The sequence below is a fragment of the Myxococcus faecalis genome (assembly GCF_050039385.1).
GTDB classification, from domain to species: Bacteria; Myxococcota; Myxococcia; order Myxococcales; family Myxococcaceae; genus Myxococcus; species Myxococcus fulvus.
Map to the genome: position 1 here is coordinate 10,465,187 of NZ_CP144336.1, position 23,421 is coordinate 10,488,607.

General features: G+C 69.4%; 20 protein-coding genes. 9 read left to right on the top strand and 11 right to left on the bottom strand.

Going from position 1 to position 23,421, the window contains the following annotated elements:
* Nucleotides 1-56: 56 nt before the first annotated feature.
* From VZQ01_RS41550 to VZQ01_RS41560, 3 genes are all read right to left on the bottom strand, one after another.
* Nucleotides 57-1,298 carry a chymotrypsin family serine protease gene (locus VZQ01_RS41550; protein WP_426746419.1) on the bottom strand — a complete coding sequence of 414 codons (1,242 nt, stop codon included), beginning with the start codon at nucleotides 1,296-1,298 and terminating at the stop codon, nucleotides 57-59.
* A gap of 132 nt (nucleotides 1,299-1,430) precedes the next feature.
* The gene (locus VZQ01_RS41555; protein ID WP_426746420.1) at nucleotides 1,431-2,459 is read right to left on the bottom strand and encodes a hypothetical protein; all 1,029 of its coding nucleotides are present in this window, start codon (nucleotides 2,457-2,459) and stop codon (nucleotides 1,431-1,433) included.
* Nucleotides 2,460-2,560: 101 nt separating this feature from the next.
* Complete coding sequence (locus VZQ01_RS41560; protein ID WP_223783267.1) at nucleotides 2,561-3,430, bottom strand: helix-turn-helix domain-containing protein; 870 nt, start codon at nucleotides 3,428-3,430, stop codon at nucleotides 2,561-2,563.
* 57 nt (nucleotides 3,431-3,487) lie between these two features.
* Here VZQ01_RS41560 and VZQ01_RS41565 point away from each other — a divergent pair, with 57 nt between their 5' ends.
* The gene (locus VZQ01_RS41565; RefSeq protein ID WP_408890427.1) at nucleotides 3,488-4,471 is read left to right on the top strand and encodes a Xaa-Pro aminopeptidase; all 984 of its coding nucleotides are present in this window, start codon (nucleotides 3,488-3,490) and stop codon (nucleotides 4,469-4,471) included.
* A 2-nt stretch (nucleotides 4,472-4,473) separates the two neighbouring features.
* On the opposite strand, the gene VZQ01_RS41570 is transcribed toward VZQ01_RS41565, so the two are convergent.
* Nucleotides 4,474-5,433 (bottom strand): AraC family transcriptional regulator, encoded by a 960-nt coding sequence (locus VZQ01_RS41570; protein ID WP_426746421.1) that lies wholly within the window; start codon nucleotides 5,431-5,433, stop codon nucleotides 4,474-4,476.
* A gap of 156 nt (nucleotides 5,434-5,589) precedes the next feature.
* On the opposite strand from VZQ01_RS41570, the gene VZQ01_RS41575 reads away from it, so the two are divergent.
* Nucleotides 5,590-6,459: an NmrA family NAD(P)-binding protein gene (locus VZQ01_RS41575; RefSeq protein WP_426746422.1), complete on the top strand. Its 870-nt coding sequence runs from the start codon at nucleotides 5,590-5,592 to the stop codon at nucleotides 6,457-6,459.
* Nucleotides 6,460-6,464: 5 nt separating this feature from the next.
* Nucleotides 6,465-6,944: an anthrone oxygenase family protein gene (locus tag VZQ01_RS41580; RefSeq protein ID WP_223748652.1), complete on the top strand. Its 480-nt coding sequence runs from the start codon at nucleotides 6,465-6,467 to the stop codon at nucleotides 6,942-6,944.
* 4 nt (nucleotides 6,945-6,948) lie between these two features.
* Here the strand turns inward: VZQ01_RS41580 and VZQ01_RS41585 are convergent, their stop codons facing one another.
* From VZQ01_RS41585 to VZQ01_RS41595, 3 genes are all read right to left on the bottom strand, one after another.
* On the bottom strand, nucleotides 6,949-8,739 hold the full coding sequence (locus VZQ01_RS41585; RefSeq protein WP_223748653.1) for an N-acetylmuramoyl-L-alanine amidase: 1,791 nt from the start codon (nucleotides 8,737-8,739) through the stop codon (nucleotides 6,949-6,951).
* A gap of 87 nt (nucleotides 8,740-8,826) precedes the next feature.
* A complete protein-coding gene (locus VZQ01_RS41590; protein ID WP_223783263.1) occupies nucleotides 8,827-9,591 on the bottom strand; it encodes a DUF3592 domain-containing protein in 765 nt (254 codons plus the stop codon).
* Nucleotides 9,592-9,729: 138 nt separating this feature from the next.
* A complete protein-coding gene (locus tag VZQ01_RS41595) occupies nucleotides 9,730-10,752 on the bottom strand; it encodes a DUF3616 domain-containing protein (protein ID WP_426746423.1) in 1,023 nt (340 codons plus the stop codon).
* Nucleotides 10,753-11,096: 344 nt separating this feature from the next.
* Here VZQ01_RS41595 and VZQ01_RS41600 point away from each other — a divergent pair, with 344 nt between their 5' ends.
* From VZQ01_RS41600 to VZQ01_RS41610, 3 genes are read left to right on the top strand one after another with little or no spacing between them, the layout of a single operon-like run.
* Entirely contained in the window at nucleotides 11,097-11,924 is an 828-nt protein-coding gene (locus VZQ01_RS41600) for a phytanoyl-CoA dioxygenase family protein (RefSeq protein WP_426746424.1), read from the top strand.
* Between the two features lie 50 nt (nucleotides 11,925-11,974).
* On the top strand, nucleotides 11,975-13,396 hold the full coding sequence (darW, locus tag VZQ01_RS41605) for a radical SAM/SPASM peptide maturase DarW (RefSeq protein WP_408890436.1): 1,422 nt from the start codon (nucleotides 11,975-11,977) through the stop codon (nucleotides 13,394-13,396).
* Nucleotides 13,397-13,433: 37 nt separating this feature from the next.
* A complete protein-coding gene (locus VZQ01_RS41610) occupies nucleotides 13,434-13,655 on the top strand; it encodes a P-loop NTPase family protein (RefSeq protein ID WP_141332782.1) in 222 nt (73 codons plus the stop codon).
* Nucleotides 13,656-13,742: 87 nt separating this feature from the next.
* On the opposite strand, the gene VZQ01_RS41615 is transcribed toward VZQ01_RS41610, so the two are convergent.
* Nucleotides 13,743-14,447, bottom strand: a complete 705-nt coding sequence (locus tag VZQ01_RS41615) for a hypothetical protein (protein WP_426746425.1) — start codon at nucleotides 14,445-14,447, stop codon at nucleotides 13,743-13,745.
* A 101-nt stretch (nucleotides 14,448-14,548) separates the two neighbouring features.
* On the bottom strand, nucleotides 14,549-15,106 hold the full coding sequence (locus VZQ01_RS41620; RefSeq protein WP_426746426.1) for a TonB C-terminal domain-containing protein: 558 nt from the start codon (nucleotides 15,104-15,106) through the stop codon (nucleotides 14,549-14,551).
* Between the two features lie 759 nt (nucleotides 15,107-15,865).
* On the opposite strand from VZQ01_RS41620, the gene VZQ01_RS41625 reads away from it, so the two are divergent.
* Nucleotides 15,866-17,680, top strand: a complete 1,815-nt coding sequence (locus VZQ01_RS41625) for a hypothetical protein (protein WP_408890439.1) — start codon at nucleotides 15,866-15,868, stop codon at nucleotides 17,678-17,680.
* A 44-nt stretch (nucleotides 17,681-17,724) separates the two neighbouring features.
* Here VZQ01_RS41625 and VZQ01_RS41630 read toward each other — a convergent pair whose 3' ends face one another.
* Nucleotides 17,725-18,231, bottom strand: a complete 507-nt coding sequence (locus tag VZQ01_RS41630; RefSeq protein ID WP_408890440.1) for a hypothetical protein — start codon at nucleotides 18,229-18,231, stop codon at nucleotides 17,725-17,727.
* A gap of 265 nt (nucleotides 18,232-18,496) precedes the next feature.
* Between VZQ01_RS41630 and VZQ01_RS41635 the strand changes: the two genes are divergently transcribed.
* A complete protein-coding gene (locus VZQ01_RS41635) occupies nucleotides 18,497-19,081 on the top strand; it encodes a DUF2911 domain-containing protein (protein ID WP_408890441.1) in 585 nt (194 codons plus the stop codon).
* Nucleotides 19,082-19,134: 53 nt separating this feature from the next.
* Here the strand turns inward: VZQ01_RS41635 and mutS are convergent, their stop codons facing one another.
* Nucleotides 19,135-21,900, bottom strand: a complete 2,766-nt coding sequence (gene mutS / locus VZQ01_RS41640; RefSeq protein ID WP_426746427.1) for a DNA mismatch repair protein MutS — start codon at nucleotides 21,898-21,900, stop codon at nucleotides 19,135-19,137.
* A gap of 151 nt (nucleotides 21,901-22,051) precedes the next feature.
* On the opposite strand from mutS, the gene nhaA reads away from it, so the two are divergent.
* Complete coding sequence (nhaA, locus tag VZQ01_RS41645; protein ID WP_223748780.1) at nucleotides 22,052-23,407, top strand: Na+/H+ antiporter NhaA; 1,356 nt, start codon at nucleotides 22,052-22,054, stop codon at nucleotides 23,405-23,407.
* The last annotated feature ends 14 nt before the right edge of the window (nucleotides 23,408-23,421 follow it).

Consider the following 23,421-nt stretch of genomic DNA (forward strand, 5'->3'; position numbering starts at 1 on the left):
ACGGGCCCGGGCCACGTCCGTGAAAGGACGTCCCGGGCCCGTGTCGTTCCGGGGGCTCAGCAGCCCACGTTGCCCCAGCAGTACGGGACGATGCCCAGCTCGAACTCCACACCGCCCAGCGGCGCGAAGGCGAAGTTCCAGGGGTTGGAGCCCGCGCCCCACATGAGGCCCGTCAGCGCCACGCCATTGGCGGTGAAGACGTACACGGGAGAGCCGCTGTCACCGCCCGCGCCGTTCTGCGCGCCGCTGGTCGCGATGTAGTTGCAGTAGAACGTGTCGGGCACTCCGCCGCCGTTCACCGTGGCGCAGGCCCACTGGATGGTGCCGCTGGTGGTGCCCGAGGTCCGGCCCGTCTTGAACACCGTCTGCCCCTGCGACGGATAGAGCACCTTCCCCGTCACCTCATTCCAGGCGGAGATGTTCAGGTTGAACGCCCCAGGCGTCTGCACCACGCGGGAGCTGATGGCCGCATCCGCGCGGAAGAAGGCGCTGTCGCTGTAGCGGCAACGACGCCCCGCGGGACAGCTGCCTCCCGTCGCGTAGAACGGGTCCGTCGTCTCCGTCCCCACCTGCCACGGGTACACGGCCTGATAGGCGAGGGTCGACTCCACGCCACCCTGCACCGTGGTGCAGTGGGAGTTGGTCACGAAGCCCAGCGTCCCGCCTTGCAGCGCCGCGAAGCCCAGCGTGCAGTACTTGCCCGGCGTTTCAATCTGAAGTCCGCCCGCCACGGGCGTCCATCCGCCCTGCACGCTGGCGGGACGGACGGAGCCGACCTCGACCACGTCCACCGCGTCGCGGTCCACCGCCAGCCGCCCGAGCGTCCACTCGACGCGGGCACGCGACTCGGCGCGCTCGATGCCGATGGCCACGCGGTTCGACTTCTCGTCCACGTCCGTGAAGACGGCGCCCGGCAGCGCGAGCACCTCCGGCGTGAGTCGCTCCTGAATCGCCTTCAGCTGGGAGAACGTCCGCGTCGCCGGCTCCGTCACCACGCCCGCCGAGGGAATCTTGTCCACGCCGAACACGGAGGTGATGGCGCCGCGCGCCGCCGGGGCCGCGGAGGCATTCACCAGCCGCACCACCAGACGCCCCTTCTCATCGTGGTACATGCCGGCGAAGCCCGGCGCCGAGCGCTCCACCTCGAGCAGCGCCTCATCCAACGTCCGAGGACGCGCGGCACTGCTACTGCTGGCGGGCTCCGCGGTCGGCCCACCGGCCCACGCCGCATCACTGAAGCCTCCCAGGCACAGCGAGGCACTGCCCACCACGACACGAAGAATCGCTTGCTGGCGCATGACGTTCGCCCCCACGACCACGGGTGAGTCCCGGCCGGTCGGTCGCGGACACACGCCGGGCGCTGCGACCCGGGACTCCATCACTTCACGCGGAGGACTTGAAGCAGGATTCTGTGAATTTCCGGAAATATCTCAGGCCAGCAGGAGCTCGCGGATGGCCTCGGCGACCAGCCCCTTCGCCTTGTTCGCGGCCTGCTCCAGCGAGTCCCGGATGCGCCCGAGCGTGGCGGACTCCACGCCCTCCAGCGCGGTGAGCGCCGCCGTGTCCTTCTCCGAGTCCTCCGAGGTGAGCAGCGTCGACAGCAGCGTGGCGGCCTCCAGCGGAGGCGCGCCGACCCGCAGCAGCGCCACCGCGGCGCTGGCGGCCACACGAGGGCTCTCGTCCAGCAGATGCCTGCGCAGCGTGGCCACCGTCGCGAGCGAGGACAGTCGCCCCAGTCCGAGCAACGACACGGACTCCAACCGGATGGGCGCCTGCGGGTCCTCGGCCGACTTCAGCAGCACGGGCTCCAGGGCGGCCAGCTCGGGCGCGGCCTGGCCCTCGCGGCGGTCGTCCTCCAGCAGGCTGCGCAGGGACATCAGCGCCAGGTACTGACGCGTGCCCTCGGCGCGCCCCACCTGGTCCACGAGCGCGGGCACGGCCAGCTGCGGCGCCGCGGGTGCGAGCGAACCGAGCGACTCGAGCGCGGCCCCGGCCACCGGCTCCACATCCTCCAACGCGGTCAGCAGGCGCGGCAGCAGCGACACGGCGGACTCGCCCACGCGGCCCACGACGCCGGCGGCCACGCGTCGGACGGAGGGCCGCTCGTGCCCCAGCGCCTGCTCCAGCGCACTCAATGGCAGGGGTGCCATGCGGTACAGGTTCGCCACGAGCAGCGCGGCGTCATCCAACGCGGGCGCCTCCGCATCCAGGCGGGACACCGCGGACAGCACCGCCTCCATCGCGGGCAGCGTCAGGGACACGGGCGGCGGCCACCAGGTCGTCTGGAGCAGGTGGAGGATGGGGGCGTAGGCCTTCGTCGCCTCCGGACGCTCCAGCTCCTTCAGGAGCAGCCGCGCGACCCGCTCACGGACCTGATGGTCCTCCGCGCAGAGCGCGTCGCCCAGCGTCTCCAGTGCCTCCGACACGCCTCGCGGGTCCGAGGAGGAAAGGCGGGACACGGACTCATCCAACGACGGGGCACGGTTCGCCACGGATCCTCACATCTCGAAGGGTGCCCGGGAATCATCCCGCCGGTGCCGATGGATTCCAAGGCGGGGATTCACCCGCGTTCAAGTGCACGCACCCGGTAGGCCCGAGGTGAAATACCGAACGCTCGCGTGAAGCTCATCGTGAAATGGGACAGGTCACCGAAGCCGGATTCCAGTGCGATGTCCGTGACCCGGGTCCGACTTGCCCTGAGTAGATTCGCCGCCAGGCGCAACCGCATGGCGATGACCCACTGCCGGGGCGTCTGTCCCGTCACCGCTCGGAACACGCGCAGGAAGTGGAAGCGCGTCAGCCCCGCGATGCTCGCCAGCGTCTCCAGCGAGCAGTCGTCCGAGACATGGTCCTCGAGGTAGCGCAGCACGCGCGCCACGCTTCGGGCCTGTCGCTCGGAGAGCTCCACCCGTGTCGCGGCGGGCGCACCGCCCAGGCGCAGCGCGACGTCCAGCACGGACAGCACCACCTCGCGCAGCTCCTCCGCGTCGCCCGGCTCCAGGGCCTGCCGCGCCAGGAGGACCGCCTCCAGCGACCCGAGCGACGCGGGGACGCTCGTCCGCTCGAAGGGGCGCGTGTCCTCCGCCCGCGAACCCAGGAGGGCCTCGTCCAGCATCGCGTCCGAGCACTCGATGACGAGCGAGCGATCTCCTCCGTCATCGACGTGGCGGAACTCATACGGCGCGGCGCGATTGCCGAGCAGCAGCGCGCCCGGCCCCACCACCGCGTCCCCTTCGGGGCCTCGCGCGTGGAAGGCTCCGGACAGCACGACGCTGACGCAGACCCGCGCGTGCGCGCCTTCGACCACGGGGCTGTGGCAGCCCGCGCGACAGACGCAGTCGCTGACGTCGAACGCCTCGCCCTCCCCCAGCACGTGGTAGCCGGGGGCGCGCTCGGGGAGCACGGCAAGATTCCCAAAGTTTCGCGTCATGGGCCGATGCTACTCCGACCTCCGAGGGACGGAACCGTCGGTCAGGAGGAATGGCACATGGTGGGGTCGATGCGCGGCGTGCTGGTGACGTTGGGATTGCTGGGCCTGGGGTGCGGCGCGCACCCAGGCGGTGAGCGAATGACCGCGGCGAAGCGCGCCGACAGCTGCACGCCGGAGCTCTACGGCGCGGGCCTCTTCACCACCGGCGCCTGGGACTTCTTCATGGCCTTCTCGCCGGACCAGCGGCGCGTGCTCTTCGGCCGCGCGGATGATGCCTTCGAGCGCTTCACGATGTACGAGACGCGGCTCGACGCCAAGGGACGTTGGTCGCAGCCGGAGCTCCCGCGCTTCGCCAGGGAGTGGAGCAACGCGGACCCGCATCTGTCGCCGGACGGACGCACGGTGTTCTTCATCTCGGACCGCCCCGAGCCGGGTGAGCCCGGGCCTCGCGCCAGCTACGACATCTGGTCCGCGTCCCTGGGCGCCGATGGTGAGTGGGAGGACGCACGCCGGCTGCCCGCGCCCGTCAACGACAAGGGCCGTGACGAGTGGTCTCCGGCGGTCGCCGCGAACGGCAACCTCTACTTCGGCGGAGACCTCCCGGGCACGCACGGAGGCAGCGACCTGTGGGTCTCCCGCTGGGTCGACGGGGCCTACCAACCTCCGGAGAACCTGGGGGCCGCCATCAACTCCTCGATGCACGAGCTGGAGCCGTGGATCGCCCCGGACGAGAGCTACCTCATCTTCAGTGCGTTGCGCCGACCCGATGGATTGGGCCGATATGACCTGTTCCTCAGCCGCAAGGTCGACGGCAAGTGGGAGCCCGCGCGGAGGCTGTGCGCGGGTATCAACACGCGCGACAGCGAGTACAACCACAGCGTGTCGCCGGACGGGAAGTGGCTCTACTTCAGCAGCACGCGGCCGTTCTCCGGAGACGTGGGCGAGCGCTTCGACACGCCCAGGGATGATGCAAGCCTCCAGGGCATCGGCAACGGCACCGGGGACATGTACCGCATCCCGATGAGCGCCATCGGCCTCTGACCTCAGGCCCGGAGCGTGGGCGAGCCCGTCTTCCGGACCGCGCCGGGAGACACGCCCATGAAGCGCTTGAAGGCGCGACTGAACGCGGCCTCGGACTGATAGCCCATGCGCGTGGCGAGCTCGCCCAGTCCGGGGCGCTCGTCCTTGAGCGCCGAGTGCGCGACGTACATCCGCCACCGCGCGAGGTAGTGCATGGGCGGCTCGCCGACCCGCTGGGTGAAGCGCGCGGAGAACGCGGAGCGGGACATGGCCACGCTCGACGCCAGCGAGGCCACCGTCCACGGACGCGTGGGCTCGCGGTGGATGAGCGAAAGCGCGCGGCCCACGTCGGGGTCCTGAAGCGCGCCCAACCACCCTGACTTCGCCTGGGAGTCCTGCGCCATCCACTCGCGCAGGGCCTGCACCACGAGCACGTCCGCGAGCCGCGTGATGACCGTCTCGCCACCGGGCCGCAGCTCCTGGGCCTCCGCGGCCATGAAGCGCAGCGTGCTCTGGAGCCAGTCCATGCGCGGCGAGTTCGACGGCTCCACCAGGATGATGCCCGGCAACAGGGACATGAGGTGTCGCGCGGCGGGATGGTCCAGGCGCACGGCACCGCAGATGAGCGTCGTGGGCGCGCCACCGCCACCGTGTCGCAGGATGGAGTAGCGCTCGCTCACCAGTTCCTCGGAGAGCTCCTCGAGCTTGCGCGCGGGTCCGCCTCGCTCGTGCACCAATCGATGTCCCGCGCCGTGCGGCACGAGCGCGAACGTGCCCGGCTGGAGCAACCGCGGTTCCACGCCGTCGACCTCGAGCCAGCACTGTCCCGTGGTGACGACGTGGAACATGAGGCTCCCCTCGGTCGCGGGAAGGTCGAGCCCCCACGGCGCCGTCAGCTCCGAGCGGCAATAGAACGTGCCGCTCATCCGCAGGAAGTGCAGCGCCTCGCCCAGCGCGTCGACCGGAGGTCTGAGTTCCGCCATGTCGAGACGATGCGCCCTGCCCTCCTCCAAGTCCAGCCCAGCCTGGATGAATGAGCATGAACCAGCGACTTGGCGTCATTGAGAGTCCTGCCCCCGGGCCCGATATTGGACTCCAGGCAAGCCAATGCCGTGGGGCCCAGGGCCCCGGGAGAACACATGCTGACCGTGATGGGAGCGACCGGGAACACCGGCAAGAAGGTGGTGGAGCTGTTGCTGGCGGCGGGCCAGGACGTGCTGGCGCTGGGCCGCTCGGAGGAGCGACTGGGGGAGCTTGCGGCGAAAGGCGCCAGGGTGCTCGCGGGGGATTCGGAGGACGCGGCGTATCTGACGCGGGCCTTCCGTGGCGCCCAGGCCGTCTACACGCTGCTCCCCACGGACCGCGAGTCCGCGAGCTACCACGAAGCCCAGCGCCGCAAGGGTGAGGCCATCGTCCAAGCGCTGCTTGACAGCGGCGTGCGACACATCGTCGCGCTGAGCAGCCTGGGCGCGGACCTGGCCGAGGGTACGGGTCTGCTCGCCACGCTGCATGCCCAGGAGCAGCGTCTCCGGACGCTGAAGGACACGCACGTGCTGCTGCTGCGTCCGGTGTCCTTCTTCGAGAACTTCCTCGACGCGCTCCCCGTCATCGAGCATGAGGGCGTCAACGCGGACTCCGTCACGCCGGACCTCGCCCTGCCGATGATTGCGTCACGCGACATCGCGGAGGTCGCTGCCCGAGCGCTCGTTCAACGCGACTGGTCGGGCGTCGTCGTCCGCGAGCTGCTCGGTCCCAGGGACCTGAGCTACCGCGAGGCCACCCGCATCCTCGGAGAACAGTTGGGTCGCCCCGGCCTCGACTACGTGCAGCTCCCGCCCGAGGCGATGCGCCAGGCGCTCATGCAGGCCGGAATCTCCGAGACGTTCGCCGGGCTCTATGTCGAGATGACGCGCGCCTTCAACGAGGGGCGCATCCAGCCTCGCGCGGGCAGGACTCCCGACAACACGACCCCGACGCGGTTCGAGGACTTCGTCGCCACGCTTCGGTGAACACCATGCTCGAAACCCTGCTGCCCCTCCTGACGTGGGCGTCCCTGCTCGGCTGCGGCCTGATGGCGGGCGTGTTCTTCGCCTTCTCCACCTTCGTGATGAAGGGCCTGGAGCGAGTGCCTCCGGCGACGGGCATCGCCGCCATGCAAGGCATCAACACCGCCGTGATGCCGAGCGTGTTCCTGGGGGTGTTCATGGCCACCGCCCTCGCCTGCGCGGGGCTGGTGGTGTGCTCGGTGTTCACCTGGGCCCAGCCGGCCGCGCGCCTGCGACTGCTGGGCGGCATGCTGTACCTGGTGGGCTGCTTCGGGGTGACGGCCGGGTTCAACGTCCCGCGCAACGATGCGCTGGCGAGGCTCTCCGCACAGAGCGCGGAGGCACCGGCGTACTGGGCGCGCTACCAGTCGGAGTGGACGGCCTGGAATCACGTGCGGACCCTGGCGTGCCTGGGTGCGCTGGTGAGCCTGGTGCTGTCGCGGGACTGAGGCGTCAGTCCACCTTCGCCACGCGGTTGCGGTCGCCGAGGAACTCCTCCACGCCGTGCGCGATGGCCTTGGCGACGTCCGTCTGGTACGCGCCCGAGGCCAGCCGCTTCTCCTCCTCCGGGTTGGACAGGAACGCGGTCTCCACGAGGATGGCCGGCATCTTCACGCCGAGCAGCACGTAGAACAGCGCCTCCTTGTGGCCCAGGCCCTTGATGTCCGAGTACTTGCGGGACAGCTCCGTCACCAGGCTGCGCTGCACCTGGTTCGCCAGCCGCGAGGACTCCTCGGTGTTCGCCTTGGTCGCCAGGTCCGCGAGGATGAACTGCAAATCGCTGATGCCCTTCTCCGACGACGCGTTCTCGCGCGCGGCCAGGCGGATGGAGTAGCGGTCCGCGGACGTGTTCAGCGTGTACGTCTCGATGCCGCGCAGCTTCCGGCTGGTGGCCGCGTTGCAGTGGACGGAGATGAACAAATCACCGCGCTCGGTGTTGGCGAACTTCGCGCGGTCCTCCAGGCGGATGAAGCGATCATCCTCGCGCGTCAGCACCACCTCCAGGCCCTTCTCGCGCAGCAGGTCCGCCAGCTTGAGGGAGATGGACAGGGCCACCTCCTTCTCGCGCGTCCCCTCCTTACCGATGGCGCCCGTGTCGTGACCACCGTGACCGGGGTCGATGATGACGCGGCGGACCTTCAGCCCCAGCTGCTCGGCCAGCGTCAGCTCCGCGCGGCGCGACTGCTTCGCCACGGCCTTGAGGCGCGCCTGCGCGACCTCGTCGTCGACGGGACGGGTGATGGGCTTGGGGGGCTCGACCGGGCTCTTCTGCTCGGCCTTCGGGGCCTCGGCGACCTTGACGGGCTCGGGCTCCGGACGGCGCTCCTGCGCGCGAGGCGTCTCCGACTTCGCCGAGGCGACCTCCACCGGCGCGGACGGCTTCACGTCCACCGCGGGCGTGGGCTGCGACGCCGGCTCGGCCGGCTTCGTCACGGAGGCGACCTTGCCCGTCTCCACCGGCTTCGACGTCTGGGACTCCTTGGCGGCCAGCGCCGAGGCGACGGCGGCGTCGAGGCCGCCCTTGCTCTCACCGGACGGCTCACCGCCCACGGGGGTGGTGGGGTCCAGGCGGGGGATGATCGGGGACGGCTCGCGGGCCAGCTTCTCGATGGCGCCGACGAGCGCGGACGCGGGCTTCTCGGCCGGTGTCTCGACGTGGGCCACGGCGGTGCCCTTGTCCTCCTTCGCGGGGACGGGCGTGGGGGTCGGCTTGCGCGCGGGGGGCGGCGTGACCTTGGACGCGGGGAGCGAGGCGAGCAGCGCCTTCATCTCCTTCGTCTGGTCACCCTTGCTGTTGACGGCGAGCATCTCGGTCAGGACGCGACGGGCCTCCTCGGGGCGGTCCGTGCGGTGGACGTGGATGCGCGCGAGCGCCAGGGCGGCGTCATCGGCGAGCCGGTGCTTGGGGTATTCGGTGCGCAGCTTGTCGTAGTCCGCGATGGCGGCCTTGAGGTCCTCCTCGACGAAGGAGATGCGGCTGAGTTCCTGGAGCAGCTCGCCCGCGGTGAAGAGGGCATCCGGGGCGCGGTCCGACTTGGGGTGGGCCTTGGCCACCGCCTGGAACTTGTGCACGACGTTGAGCCAGTGGTGGCGCAGCTTGCGCCGGGCGGCGTCGTCCTTCAGCGCGTAGTAGGCGCGCCGGGCTCCCTGGTAGGCGTCCTCGGCCTCGTTCCGCTTCGCGGCGCCCACCGTGCCCGGGACGAGCAGCAGGAGGATCAGCGCGAGCAAAAGGCGTGGGGACATGAAGAACCTCCGGCGGGCTGGGAGCTACAGGCGTGTGTCACACAGCCCCACGTCACCGGCAAATTTTCGACCCCCTCCGAGGGCTCGTCAGCGCAGCCACCCGAGCACGCCGGCCAGGTCCTGGTCGATGACCCGCGCCCAGCCGGGCTCCCGGGGCACCACCGCCGCGAGGACCTTGGTGCCGTTGCGCACGGGCGCCCTGCCCGGCCGTACCCGCGCGCGGACCTCCATCTTCACGTCCTGACGGAAGTAATGCGCGGGGAAGACGACCTCGCCGCCCTCCTCCGGCAGCGGCCCGTCCGGCGTCAGCCACACCAGCGCGCCCAGGCGCAGGGGCTCCACCTCGGAGCGCACGAGCCGCTTCGCTTCGCGGGTGAAGAAGACTCCAGCGAGGAGCAACCCCAGGAGTACGCCCCAGGGGACCAGGTTGGTGCGCAGGGCCTGCGAACGGGCGAAGCGCTCCTCGCGGGGCTGCCCCGGAGCCGCGGGGTCCACCAGCAGCTTCACTGTCGCGCCCTTCCCGAGGCCCTCGGCGTCCTCGGCGAAGGTCCTGACGCCGGAGACGGAGTGCTCCACGTCCTGGAAGGTGTAGAGCACCTCCAGGGTGGCCTCGGCGCCGACGCGGGCATCGACGGGAGGAAGCCGGGTGGAGACGATGGTCCCGTCGACCTCCTCGGCGCGGGAGGTGAAGCCCTGCTCCTCCACGAAGTGGCGGCCGGCCCACAGGGCCACCGCGCCGAGCAGCGCCACGAAGGCCAGCCCGAGCACGGCGTCACGCGCGAGGCGGCCCACCGCGCCGGGGACCTGCGTCAGACGGACCTTCCGAGGTGCATGAGGGATGGCGAGCTGCATGGCGCCACGAGCCTACACGCGATCCGCCTTGGCGCCAGCCGCTCGCGCACGGGCACGAGCAAAGGAGCCTCAGCGAGGTGCTTGGGTCACGCCCTCGATGCGGGACGGTGAGCCCCGCGCGGCTTTTCGTCGACGCGGTCAGCCCTGCGCGGGGAGCTTCACCCAGACGCCGCGGAAGCGCTTCTTCGCCGGGTCCTTCAGCTTCTTGCACGCGGTGCCATCGACGGGGACGGTGCCGTCGTCGCTGAGCAGGAGGATCTCCTCCGCGTCCTCGGGCGTGAAGAACGCCTCCGGGTTGAAGCCCGCGAGGTCGACGGTGCTCGCGAGCACGGGCGCGTCGTCCCCGCCCAGCCAGGTGAACAGGCGCGAGGTGCCCGAGCCATCCGTGCCGCCGCTGATGATGAGGTACCGGCCGTGCCACCAGGACAGCGAGCGGATGCCCATGCCGCCCAGGTCCACGAGGCGGGGCTCCCCCACGCGCGCGGATTGCCCTTCGAGCACCATCTGCACGGGGTTGAGCACGGGCACCAGGAGCGCCTTGCCCTGCGGTACGGGGCTGCGGAAGCCGACGTAGATGGACGCGCCGTCCGCCATCGCCGTCATGCCCTCGATGTTGAGCCCGCCCTCGGCCTTGGGGGCGAGCGGCTCCGCCTCCGCGAGCCGGAGGCTCGACAGCTGCGGCGCCGCCAGCAGGTCATCGAGGAGCTGCGTATAAGGCCGGCCCACGAGCCGGGGCTTGCCGTCGACCTCCTCGGTGGCGAAGAAGCGCAGCCGGCTGGGGGCCTTCTTCCCGGCGCTGTTGCGTCCGTGAGACGTGAGCCAGAACGAGTACGTGCCCAGCCCCGTCGCCGCCTCGATGTCCGCCTCGGGGGGCTTCTTCTTGTGGGCCGGCAGCTCCAGGTCCGGAGACAGGTCCACGCTCTGCACGGGAGCGCCGCCGCGCCGCGCGTCGTAGACGCGGAGGATGTTGTCCTCGTCATCGCCCACGACGAACAGCGAGCCGCCGAGGGCCACGGCCCCGGAGGCATCACACATGCCCTCGAACACGAGGACATCCCGCCCCGAGCCCCCCTCGGCGGGAGCGCCCTCGGGCGCCGAGGACACACCACGGGCCGCACAGCCCGTCACGCAGATTCCCAGGATGATGGAGGCCAGCCTCATAGACCCCCAGATCTCGTCACGAGCCGGCCGCGCGGGAAGTCCCCCACGTACGACTGTGGGCTGCGAGACAATCCCTGCGTCGGTGCTCCGCCGCTCGCCCGAAGAGGATGAACGCACCTTCCACGGACGAAGCCCCGCCTCCGCGTGGTTCCACTCACGCAATCATTTTTCAAAGCCAGACCACGCCGATGACCTCACCCCTCGGCAAACACTTACACCCCAGATCTCCACCCTCCGATGATTGACATCACAATGGACTCCCCTTAAAACAATAAATACCCGGAGTGAAGTCGATACGAGATCGCAGCTGTCTGTCCGCCAGTCTTCCGTCACGGGAGGAGTCGATGACCACGCCCCTGGTTACCGCCAAGGACATCGCGGATTACCACGAGAATGGCGCAGTCCTCATCCGGAACGTGTTATCGGCGGAGGCGGTCGGTGCCTTCGTCGAGGCACTCGATGCCGTCCTGGCACGGCAGACCCAGACACAGCGCATCGGCCCCAACGCCGTGTTCGTGAAACAGGGTGGCAGCCTCTTCTTCGAATTCCTCTCCAGGGACCTCCCATTCTTCGCTGGATTCCTGAAGCAATCCGCGGTGGCGAGCGTCGTGAGCCAGCTCCTCGAATTGGACGAGGTCCAGTTCTGGCGGGACGAGGTGCACTACAAGGAATCCGGCAGCAGCAGCAACGGGACGCCCTGGCACCACGGCATCGCCTCCATTCCCTTCAAGGGAGAACAGACGCCGACCGTCTGGCTGCCGATGACCGCCGTCTCGGAGGACGCCTCTCCGCTGCAGACCATCGCCGGCTCCCACCGGCACCAGTCGGTCCGGTACCGTCCTCCCACCCGCCGCGAAACCACCGCGCTCAACAGGGGCTATGAGGACACGCCCGACTTCGACACGCTCATCACCGAGGGCGGGCTCGAGGTGCAGACCTGGACCGCCCAGGCGGGCGACGCGGTCATCTTCCATCCCTATACGGTCCACGGCGCTCCGCCCAACGTCTCGGGCCGCCGGCGCATCGCCTATGTGAGCCGATGGATGGGCGAGGAGGCGCTCTACCAGCCCGACGAGTACAGCACCGTCGACCCGTGGCTGGATCCCGCGACGATGATCGTCGACGGGCGCCCCTCCCGGACCTGGTTCCCGCCCTTCCCGGCCCGCCGTTAGACGCACCGGCCCGCGCATTCCCAGACAGCATCCTTCACGAGGAGTGGGACATGAGTCACCCGGTATCGCCTTGCGTGGCACCAGGGACGGAGCAGGCCGCGTCCGAGGCGGACCTCTTCGCCATTCCCGAGGGCAGCCGGGAGGCCTTCCTGCGCTTCCGGGACAGCCTCTCGCGGGAGGACCGGGAGGCGCTCCGGTTGCTGGCCGTCGCGATGAAGAAGAAGTCCGCCGTCGAGTTCATCGGCTCGCTCCCCAAGGAGCGCTGCCTGGACGCCGAGGAGCTGTGCCTCTTCGACAGCGAGACCGTCCGGAAGACGCCGACGTTCCGCTCCCCGGTGAAGAGCCTCGTCGTGGTCCTCAAGGCCACGCGGCTGTGCAACCTGCGGTGCACCTACTGCCGCTCCTGGGCGGAGGGGCCAGACCAGACCATGGCCTTCTCGGTGTTGCTGCGCGCCGTCCGGGACATCCTGTCCATGACGGGCCTGGAGCGCGTCGAGTTCGTCTGGCATGGCGGCGAGGTGACGTTGCTGCGCCCCAGCTACTTCAAGAAGCTCATCTGGCTGCAACAACAGTTCCGTCAGCCCGGGCAGACGGTCCGTAACTCCATGCAGACCAACGCCACCCACCTGTCGGAGGAGTGGCTGGAGTTCCTCTCCGCGTTGGACATGGGCGTCGGCGTGAGCCTCGACGGGCCTCCCGAGGTGCATGACTCCAGGCGCCTCAACCAGGGGGGAGGCCCGACCTCGAAGGCGGTCATCGCGGGCCTCGAGAGACTGCGCAAGGCCCGCATCCCCCACGGCGCGCTCATGGTCGTGGACCGGGACCTCCGCGACCTCGGCGCCGCGCGCCTGCTGGAGTACCTGGACGAAATCGAGCTGCGGGACGTGAACTTCCTCAACGTCCTGCCGGACAATGTCGACGCGGGAGACGGCCAGCCTCGGGGCACCTACCTGAGCTATCCGGAGTATGTCGCCTTCCTCGTCGAGGTCTTCGACCTGTGGTGGGCACGCTACCGAGGCACCCTGCGCATCAAGGACTTCGAGAGCCTCATGCCCTCGGTGAGGAGCGGCGCGAAGCCCCCTGTCTGCTATTGGGAGGGCGACTGCATGGGGCGCTACGTCACCCTGGAGGCCAATGGAGACCTGGCGCCCTGTGACAAGTACGTGGGCGCCCCGGGGTCCGTGATTGGCAATGTGATGAAGTCCCCGGTGTCCCGCCTGCTGGCGACGTCCCGCTATCTGGAGGGCGAGCGCACCGAGACGCGGAAGGTCACCCAGGGGATGGAGTCGTGCGGGTGGTTCGGCCTGTGCCAGGGCGGCTGCCCTCACGACGTGAAGCTGAACGTGCGCTACGTACCGTCCTTCGACGGCACCTGCTGTGGACTGTCACCGCTGCTCGAGCGCATGCGCGCCGTCGCCGAGCCCTCCTCCCCACACCTGCAGACGCCGAACGGGGCCGTCGCCGGCCCGTAGGCGTTCCCCTCTCCCCGGCGACAAAAGGAAACGACTCATGGTTGCGAACGAGACGCAGAAGGCGGATCTCTCCCGCGTGTCGCAGATGATGGCGGGCTTCCTGCAGCAGCACGGCGGCGACATGAAGGTCGCCCAGCGGGCGGAGGCCCTCCAGCGACTGACGGGCGGGGAGGTACTGCTGAGCGAGGACGCCGCGGCCCGCGCCCAGCAGTCGGGCGACGAGGCGCAGAGCGCGTGGACCTGGACCTGGCCGTTCTGAGGTGACGTCGAAGGGCGCCCTTCGTCGCGAAGGGAGGGCGCTTTCGGCCGCGAGGAGACAGGTCCTCGCGGCCTGTGTCCCGAGGGCTCAGTTGCGCGCGAGGTAACCGGCCATCTCGGAGATCTCCCGCCACGAGTCCCGGCTGTACGACTGCAGGTAGTTGACGAGGATCCGCCCCGGCTGCTCGTTCGTCCGCATCCACTCGTTCAGGTGCCTCGCGGTGTAGACCAGATGCCGGACCTCGTCCCGATGGATGGCCTCGAAGCAGGCGACGACCTTGGACCCCGTGGTGTTCGGCAACCTCGGAGACAGCATGAGGTACTGCTCCAGCAGGCTGAAGGTGCGGATCTCCGCCACGTGGGTGGCGCAGAGGAAGCCGACGACGTTGCCATCGAAGCCGACGGCGTTCTCGGCGTGCTCCTCGCGCTCCACATGCGGTGAGGCGCCCTCGACGCCGGAGAGCCGATCCACCAGGGCCCCGAGCATCCGGCCATGACGGAACTCGTCCTGCGCGTGCTTCAGCAGGTCCTCCCTCAGCGGGCCCTCCGCGTGGCGCTCGGCCACGTAGGCGATGAGCCGCGCGCCCTCCGTCTCGTTCCTCGAGTGTCGCTCCAGCCGGTGCAGCAGCGCGCCGGGATGGCGGAACATGGCTTCGTTCACCCCCAGCATGACGTCGCTGTTCGCGGTGAAGTCTTCCTCCCTGAGTACGTCCAGCGCCCGCTGGTATCCCGATGCGAGCGAGATGTCGTGCTCACGGAGCAGGGAGCTGATCTCATCCACGAGGTTCATCATGGCATCCTCCTCATCCCTTCATGCGCCGGATGTCCGTCATGTTAGAGGCGTCTGGAAATAAATGCATGTCAAACATGCGGCACCTCCCGATGCGGTCGCGCTCACTCGGGACGCACGAGGACGACCCGGCGCGGCTCGTGGTCTGGGATGGCTTTGGGGTCCACCAGGTCCACGATGTCGAACTCGAGGGACGCCCTGGGGGGCGGATGGAAGCCGAAACGGTAGACGCTGCGCAGGCTCTCGCGGCCGGCCAGCAGCTCGGGCGGCGGCGGCGGCAGGGACGCGATGCGCAGGTCCGCGAGCAGCTCCTCGTCCATCGGGGGGTCGCACGAGGGGAGGAGGATGGAGAGCTGGAGCACGCGTCCGTCGGCGGCCTGGACCAGCCGCACTTGCGCCGCGCAGGGCCGCCCCGACTTGCGCCGGGCGCGGGTGCCCCGGGCGCGCCAGGCGGCCCTCAGCGCGTCCGCCAGCCGCGCGTAATAGGCGTGCATGGCGCCGGTCCGGACCTGCAGCTCGGCCGCGCCGTCACGCAGCATGTCGCTGACCGCGGGCGCGCTCGGGGGAGCGGTGCTCCCGGGGGACGCGGGCGCGGGCCCCGTCGTCAGCGGGGAGACCAGGGAGCGGGGGCTCAGGTCGATGGGCGTCGAGGGGGCACGCATGGGGATGCCGCTTGCCCGCTCCTCCGGGCGGCGCTGTCCGGTCGGTGGCGCGGCGGCGGTGTCCTGCTGGGACGCAGGAGCGTGAGGTCCCTGCGCCTGGGCTGGCGCGGGCCTTCGCTTCGAGGGCGCGGGGCGGACCGGTGCAGGGGGGACGAGAGGCGGGGCGGGCGGCGCCTGACGCTCGACGATGTCGAACTCCACGGCCCGCGAGTCGGCGACCTTCGAGACCGGGCCTGGGCTCCGGGACCTGCCCCACACGAGGAGCAGCGCATGCAGGACCCCGCTCACGAGCAGCGCCGCGACGAGCCTCGCTCTTCCGGAGGCTCGCTTCACGCGTCGCACCGCGGGGACCGTGGTGTGTGGTGTTGGGATTCCCGGAACGGCACGCGCCAAATATATATCGGGAAGGTGGGACGACGGCCGTCCAGTGCGGCGACCCACCCTTGCGCCTCCGGAAGCCGCTGCCCGCGAACCCTGTCCCGGTGGGAGGAAGACCTTGAGCACCTTCCGCGCTGAAATCGTCCACCTCTTGCAGCCGGCCGTGCAGGGACCGGCGGATGGAGCACCTCGAGAGAGAGGAGCATGTCGGCACGAGCGTCATGGCGTGACGCGCATTGCGTCCCCATGGAACGCAGCGCGCGGCGAGTGACGCCCTGGGAGCCCGCCAACGCGGGGCTGGTATGGCCCTTGCTCGGAGGGGCGGCGATGGACACACGGGCACTCGCTCCGTGCCTCATTCGCCTGGCGTGAGTCGCCCCCATGCAAATCACCTTCAATGGCATCACCTACGAGACCGACGACACCTCGCAGAAGAACGCGCTCGCGCTGGCGATCGACACCTGCACGGAAGTCTGGATGCTCGACCAGGCGATCAGCGCGCTGCGCTTCAAGTCCTTCGGCAACGACGTCGCATCGACGGTCATCGAGTACATGGAGAAGCGGCGCGAGCGATTGGAGGCGCCGCGGATCACGTTCACCCAGGGCTTCGTCTTCCGGGATGACCGCAAGAAGTGCACGGTCTGCACGACGCCGTTGGAGCTGGACAAGTACGGGACGGGGAGCGACTGGTTCAGCAGCTCGGACTTCAACCAGTTCATCTGCGGCTCCTGCGCGATGAAGAAGCCTTCCGACATCAAGCCCTGCCCGACGACGGGCTGCGGTCGGCTGTTCTGGTCCTGCACCTCCCAGACGACCTGCGCGGACTGCTACGCGCGGAAGCACTACGAGGGGCTGGCGCGCAACCAGGCCATCACCGTGAGTCAGGTCAATCTGGACGTGCCCCAGTACCACGGAGGCGTCCACGCGGAGATCCTCTTCCGCAACTACATCAAGGCAGAGACGAACCTCGACTCCATCTGCGTGAGCCGGAACAACGGCATCGACCTGGTGTTCATCACGAACGGAAACGACGAGTACGACCTGCTGAGGAACTGCATGGTCGGGCCCTCGACCGTGCCGGTCAGCACCTCGCGCTTCCCGACCCGGACTCGCACGCAGAAGGTGACGCAGCGTGGCCAGGTCATCCACTGCATCGAGGTGAAGGTCAACGACGCGCAGTGCTCCAAGGCGCAGAAGAACGCCGAGAAGTTCGTCAATGACCGCATCAAGCGGGCGCTGAAGGGCGAGTACGGCGACGACGCGCTCGAGGGCGCGGGCACGGTCGAAGCGGCGATGAACCAGGGCGCCGAGTTCGAGCTGCACCTCATCCGCGTATCGATGCCCCGGTTCGGGACCACCGAGTACCTTCAGGGTGCGCCCATCACGGCGGTCCGCTACGCCTGGGGCGAGACGGGTGGCACCGGCGGCGTGCCGATGACGCTGTTGGCCCAGTGCAACAGCATCACCTACATGGACAGCGCCTGGATTGGCGACACGGGTGAGCGCATCGCGATGCAGTTCCTGCAGCACCTCGGGTTCGACATCCGGGGGCCGGTGCAGAACAACACCGGCAACGGCGTGGACCTCACGGCGAAGCTCAAGCACACGCCCACGAGCCCCCGCTGGGCCTTCTTCGAGGTGAAGGCCAGCACCGCGAAGTTCCAGACGTCGCTGGAGCACGCGGAGGAGGAGCAGTGGATGTTCGTGATGGACCGCTGCTCCAAGGCCGTGATGCACATCCAGAACTACAAGAGCCTCGGGGCCTATCAGGGCTCCTCGGTCCACCCCACCGTCGCGACGGTCAGCGACCTGTTCTGGGACTTCCAGTCACCGGAGCACTGGGAGACGAGAGCCCTATACTTCCGCGTGGCGGTGCGTCTGCCCGACCCGGGCCAGAACGACGCGCCCCAGGTGAAGCTCCTGGCGTGGCCCAGCCCGCGAAGCCAAGGGACGAATCCGCTGAAGAAGGACCCCATCCCCCAGCCGCTGTTCATCGGCTACGGAGGGTCGTCATTCCCCACGCCGACCACCAGCGTGGGCAAGGTCTCGATGCAGACGCTCGCGCCCCACCCCTTCGGCGGGCGCTACGACAACGTGCACTCGTGCTTCGTGATGGGCTGCGACTGCTCGCAGTTCGTCGCCTCGAGCCCATTCTCCAAGACGTGCCAGACGTGCCTGCACGACCATGGGAGCTGAGCGCGAGGAGTCCCGCGTAGCGCCCTCCCCCGCGAGCCTCAACCTCAGCGGTGGCAGCCGGGCGCGTGAGGGCCCGAAGTCGGCGAGACATAGATCCGGAAGGAGATCGGCGAAGACCGAGGGCCTGTCACCGAGCCGACCGCGAAGGTCTCATCGGCATACACGCCACAGAGGCTGAAGTCGAACGGCAAGTATCCGGACTGTTCGAAGACGCCATGCTGGTTGGTGTATCCCACCAGGTCTCCGTTGTTGCCGTACGCCCCTGGATTCGCCCCCTGCTGGTGCGTCCGCCACGCATGGACCGCGGCGAACGGCTGGGCTGGGGAGGTGGTGACGACCAACTCCACATAACGGCCACCCTCGTTGGCCAGGTTGTACACGTCGCTGTTCCTGTAGGCCTGGGGCGCCTGCAAGAGCTGGCTGTCTTGACGACCGTGATCCGCTTCAGTCTGGACGCGGTCGCTCTCAAGGTCACTCCCGCCGCAGGCCGCCATCCCCGCGCACAGCCCCAACAGCACCGCCAAGCAGCGTCCGATCTTCTGAGTAGCCACTGTCAATCTCCTGTTGCGAGCACACAGCGCCCAACCACCAAAGCTCCAATTCAAGCATATCCTGCTTTCGTGACTGTTGGCGGCGGCGTTCAAAGCCCTCCTGGAAGGATGAACTCCGCCAAGCGGGCCTTGCGTCGGAGCCGTTGGGACGGTTGTCCATTGCGCCTGAGCGCCGCTGGGAGCGCTGTGCTGGGGAGGTGACATGAGCACCTGTCTTCGGCGAACCAGGCTGTGCTTCCACGCGTCCTGTATGATGGGCGCCCCCATGACAAACCATCGCTACTCGTGGCACCTGAGCATCCCCGCCCTCGCCGCGCTGTTCCTCCTCGCGGCCACGCCCGCCGTGGCCCAGAAGTCGATTCCTCCCGAGAAGGCACCTGCCAGCCCCCTCGCGATGACGGCGAAGATGCTGGACGACAACACCTACGTGAAGGTGACGTACCACTCGCCCCGCATCCAGGACCCCAAGACGGGCGAGAAGCGGCAGATCTTCGGCAAGCTCGTCCCCTATGGCGAGGTGTGGCGCCTGGGCGCGAACCAGGCCACGGAGCTGACCACCACCGGTGACATCGAGCTCGCCGGCAAGAAGCTCGCCGCCGGCACCTACTCGCTCTTCACCATTCCCCAGGCCGACAAGTGGACCCTCATCGTCAGCAAGGACGTGGGCCAGTGGGGCGCGTACAAGTACGACAAGACGAAGGACGTGCTGCGCGTGGACGTTCCCACCAAGAAGTCCGCCGACACCTACGAGGCCCTCACCATCACCATCGATGTGAAGGCCCCCGCGCTCAACTTCGCCTGGGAGAACACCCAGGTCTCCGTCCCCCTGAGCGTCGCCAAGAAGAAGTAGCCACCATCGCCGCGGCGCCGGGCGCAGGTCCGCGAACCTCGCCCGGCCCGCTGCTACTCCAGCTCGCGCTGGAGCTTCGCCAACAGGTTGAGCGCGTCCAGCGGCGTCAGGTGGTTGATGGCCGCTGACTTGAGCGCCTCCAGCGCCTTCTGGTGCGACGCGGGCAGCGCGGGAGCCGGGGCCACGGGCTCACCGAACAGCCCCAGCTGCCCCGCCGCGACAGCCGCCTTCTTCGGGTTCTGCCGCACCGCCACCCGAGGCCGCCCCGCGTCGTCCAGCTCCCCGGACTCCAGGTTCTGGAGCAGCTCGCGCGCCCGACCCACCACCTCCGTCGGCAGGCCCGCCAGCTTCGCCACCTCGATGCCGTAGGAGCGACTCGCCCCTCCCGGAATCAGCTTCCGCAGGAAGATGACCTTGCCGCCCTGCTCCTTCACGGCGATGCACAGGTTCTTCACCTTGGACCGCTCACGGGCCAGGTCCACCAGCTCGTGGTAGTGCGTGGCGAACAGCGTGCGCGCGCTCACGTGGTCATGCAGGTGCTCCGCCACCGCCCACGCGATGGACAGACCGTCGAACGTCGACGTCCCACGGCCAATCTCATCCAGGATGATGAGGCTCTTGTTCGTCGCGTGGTGGAGGATGTGACTGGTCTCCGTCATCTCCACCATGAACGTGGACTGACCGCGCGCCAGGTTGTCCGCCGCGCCCACGCGCGTGAAGATCCGATCACACAGGCCGATGCGCGCCGCCTTCGCCGGAACGAACGAGCCCGCCTGCGCCATCAGCGCCGTCAGCGCCACCTGCCGCATCACCGTGCTCTTGCCCGCCATGTTCGGGCCGGTGATGACCAACAGCTGCGCGTCCTCCGGGTCCATCCGAACGTCGTTGGGAACGAAGGACTCCCCCGCCCCCAGCATCCGCTCCACCACCGGGTGCCGTCCCGCCGTGATGCTCAGCACCTCCGACGCGTCCACCTCCGGCCGCGTGTAGCCGTACTCCGACGCGCACCGCGCGAAGGACAGCAGCGCGTCCGCCGTGGCCACTGCCTCCGCCGCGGAGCGGATGCGCGGCGCCGCCTGCGCCACCTTCGCCCGCAGCTCCTCGAAGAGCTGCAGCTCCAGCGCGCACCGGCGCTCCTCCGCCGTCAGCACCTGCTCCTCGTGCTCCTTCAGCTCCGGCGTGACGAACCGCTCCGCCCCCACCGTGGTCTGCTTGCGGATGTAGTCCGCCGGCACCAGGTGCAGGTTCGACTTCGTCACCTCCAGGTAGTACCCGAAGACCTTGTTGTAGCGGATCTTCAGCGAGCCGATGCCGGTGCGCTCCCTCTCCCGCGCCTCGATCTTCAGCAGCACGTCCTTGCCGGACGTCGACAGCTCCACCAGCCGGTCCAGCTCCGCGTGGTACCCCTGCCGGATGAAGCCGCCTTCCTTCAGCGCCACGGGAGGCTCGTCCACCACCGAGCGCGCCAACAGATTCGCCAGCTCCGGCAACGCCGTCAGCGGCCCCGCGAGCGACTGGAGCAACGGCGCCTGACACCGCGCCAGCGCCGCGCCCAACCGCGGCAGCTGCGCCAACGAAACCCCGAGCGCCCGCAGGTCCCGCGCGTTGCCCGCGCCCAGCGACAGCCGGCCCGTCAGCCGCTCCAGGTCCGCCACCTCCTTGAGGATGCCCGTCAGCTCCTCACGCCACACGCTCTTCGCGGACAGCTCCTCCACCGCGTCCAGCCGCGCGTGGATCTCCGGGAGCGACCCCAGCGGAGAGGCCAGCCAGCGCGCCAGCTTCCGCGCCCCCAGGCTCGTCACCGTCCGGTCCAGCACCCCCAACAGCGAACCCTTGCGCCCACCGTCCCGCTGCGAGCGCAGCACCTCCAGGTTCGCGCGAGAGGACTCGTCCATCAGCAGGCTGCCCGAGCGCTCCTGCCGGCTCAGCCGGTCCACGTGCGCCGCGGGCGTCTTCTGCGTGTCCTTCAGATACCGCAGCGCCGCGCCCGCAGCCCCCGTGGCCAGCGGCGCGTCATCCAACCCGAACGCCGACAGCGACTGCACCGCGAAGTGCGAGCGCAGATAGCCCGCCGCCCGGGCCGGCTCGAAGGCCGCGACCTCCCCCTCCGCCACCGCCGGCACGCGAGGCAGCCGCGAGCACAGCTGCCCCACCTCCGCCGAGTTGCGCTGCCCCGCGGGCACCAGCAGCTCCCGAGGCTCCACGCGAGACAGCGACTCCGCCAGCTCCGCCGCCGAGCCCGCCTCCATCGCGAGGAACTCGCCGGTGGACGCCTCCAGCAGCGCCCCACCAAAGCCCTTCTCGTTCCAGTACACGGCGGCCAGGAAGTTGCTGTCGCGAGGCTCGAGCACCTCCTCGTCCAGCACCATGCCGGGGGTGATGACCCGCGTCACCTCGCGCCGGACGATGCCCGGCCCGCTGCCGGCCTCCTCCACCTGCTCGCAGATGGCGACCTTCAGGCCCTCGCCGATGAGGCGCGCGATGTACCGGCGCGACGAGTGGTACGGGATGCCGCACATGGGCACCTTGTCGGCGCCCTTGGCCCTGGCGGTGAGCGTGATCTGGAGGATCTCCGAGGCCTTCACCGCGTCCTCGAAGAACATCTCGTAGAAGTCCCCGAGCCGGAAGAAGAGCACCGTGTCCGGGTGCAGCGCCTTCACCTCGAGGTACTGGCGCATCATCGGCGTCAGGGACGCGATCTCCCTCGCGCCCGAGCCTTCGCTCGCCTTGTCCCCGTCCGGCGCGACGTCCTGCGTCGGGTCCACGGGAAGCTCCACCGCTGCTGCCTTGGCTGCCTTCATCTGCTGCGTCACGGCCATCCCCGCCCTTCTCTCATGCCCCCACCCCTGGATCAACGAACCGCTGACCCTACCCGCCCGGTTTCCCTATCATCCACCACCGACATTTCCGCTCGCGCCGTCGCGAAAACGGATGCAGCCGTCCATGGGCGAGTGCATCTTCCGCGCCGCCATGGAGTCGCCTCCCCCCTCGACCGCCCCCAGGACACGCAGCCCGACGCCCGTACCCGCGCTCTTCCGGGTGGCGATTGCTCCGCTCCGGGCCTTCTTCCAGCTCCAGACCAGCAGCGGCATCCTGCTGGCCGTGTGCGCCGTGCTCGCCATGGCCTGGGCCAACTCGCCGTGGGCCGCGTCCTATGAGGGCCTCTTCGACGCCCGGCTGTCCTTCGGGGTGGCGAGCACCCACGCGACCTTCACCGTCCGCCAGCTCATCAACGACGGGCTGATGACGCTGTTCTTCTTCCTCGTCGGCATGGAGGTCAAGCGCGAGCTGAGCGCCGGGGAGCTGCGCACGCCGGCCCGCGCCGTGCTCCCGCTCATCGCGGCCCTGGGCGGCATGGTGGTGCCGGGCCTGCTCTACGCCGTCATCAACGCGGGCTCTGCCGCGCAGGCGGGCTGGGCCATTCCCATGGCCACCGACATCGCGTTCTCCATCGGCTGTCTGTCGCTCGTCGGCTCACGCGTGAGCCACGGGCTGGTGGTGTTCCTCACGGCGCTCGCCATCTTCGATGACATCGGCGGCATCCTGGTCATCGCGCTGTTCTACGGCACCGGCGTGCACGGGGGCTGGCTCCTGGCCGCGGGCGCGGTGGTGGCGGTGCTGGTCGCGCTCAACCGCTTCTATGTCCGCAATGGCATCCCCTGGCTGCTGGCCGGCGCGGCGCTCTGGTTCACGATGCACCACGGCGGCATCCACGCGACGCTGGCGGGCGTGGTGATAGGGCTGTGCATCCCCTCGCGGCCCACGAGGCCCGGGCGCGAGGTGCTCGACGACCTGTCCGTCTACATCCGGGACTGCACCGGGCGCGCCGAGGACGAGTCCATGCGGGGCGCTCAGCTGCTCTACATCGAGGAGCGCCTGGAGGAGCTCGAGCCGCCGCTCAACCGCTTCGAGCACCTGTGGAAGGGCTGGGTGGCGTACGGAATCGTCCCCCTGTTCGCGCTGGCGAACTCGGGCATCCCGCTGGCGGGCATGGGCTGGGGAGACCTGCTGTCGCCCGTGCCGCTGGGCATCATCGTCGGCCTCTTCGTGGGCAAGCAGGTGGGCATCCTCGCCTTCACGTGGGGGGCGGTGCGGCTGGGCGTGTCGTCGATGCCGGGCGGCGGGAGCCTCGCGCAGCTGCACGGGGTGGCGGTGGTGGCGGGCATCGGCTTCACGGTGGCGCTGTTCGTGGCGGGGCTGGCCTTCGGGGACCAGCCCGCGGTGCTGAACGAAGCGAAGCTGGGCATCGTGGTGGGCTCGCTGCTGTCGGCGCTGGTGGGGTATGTCCTCCTGCGCTTCGTGGCGAAGCCGGCGGTCGCGGTCTAACGTCGTCGCGAGGA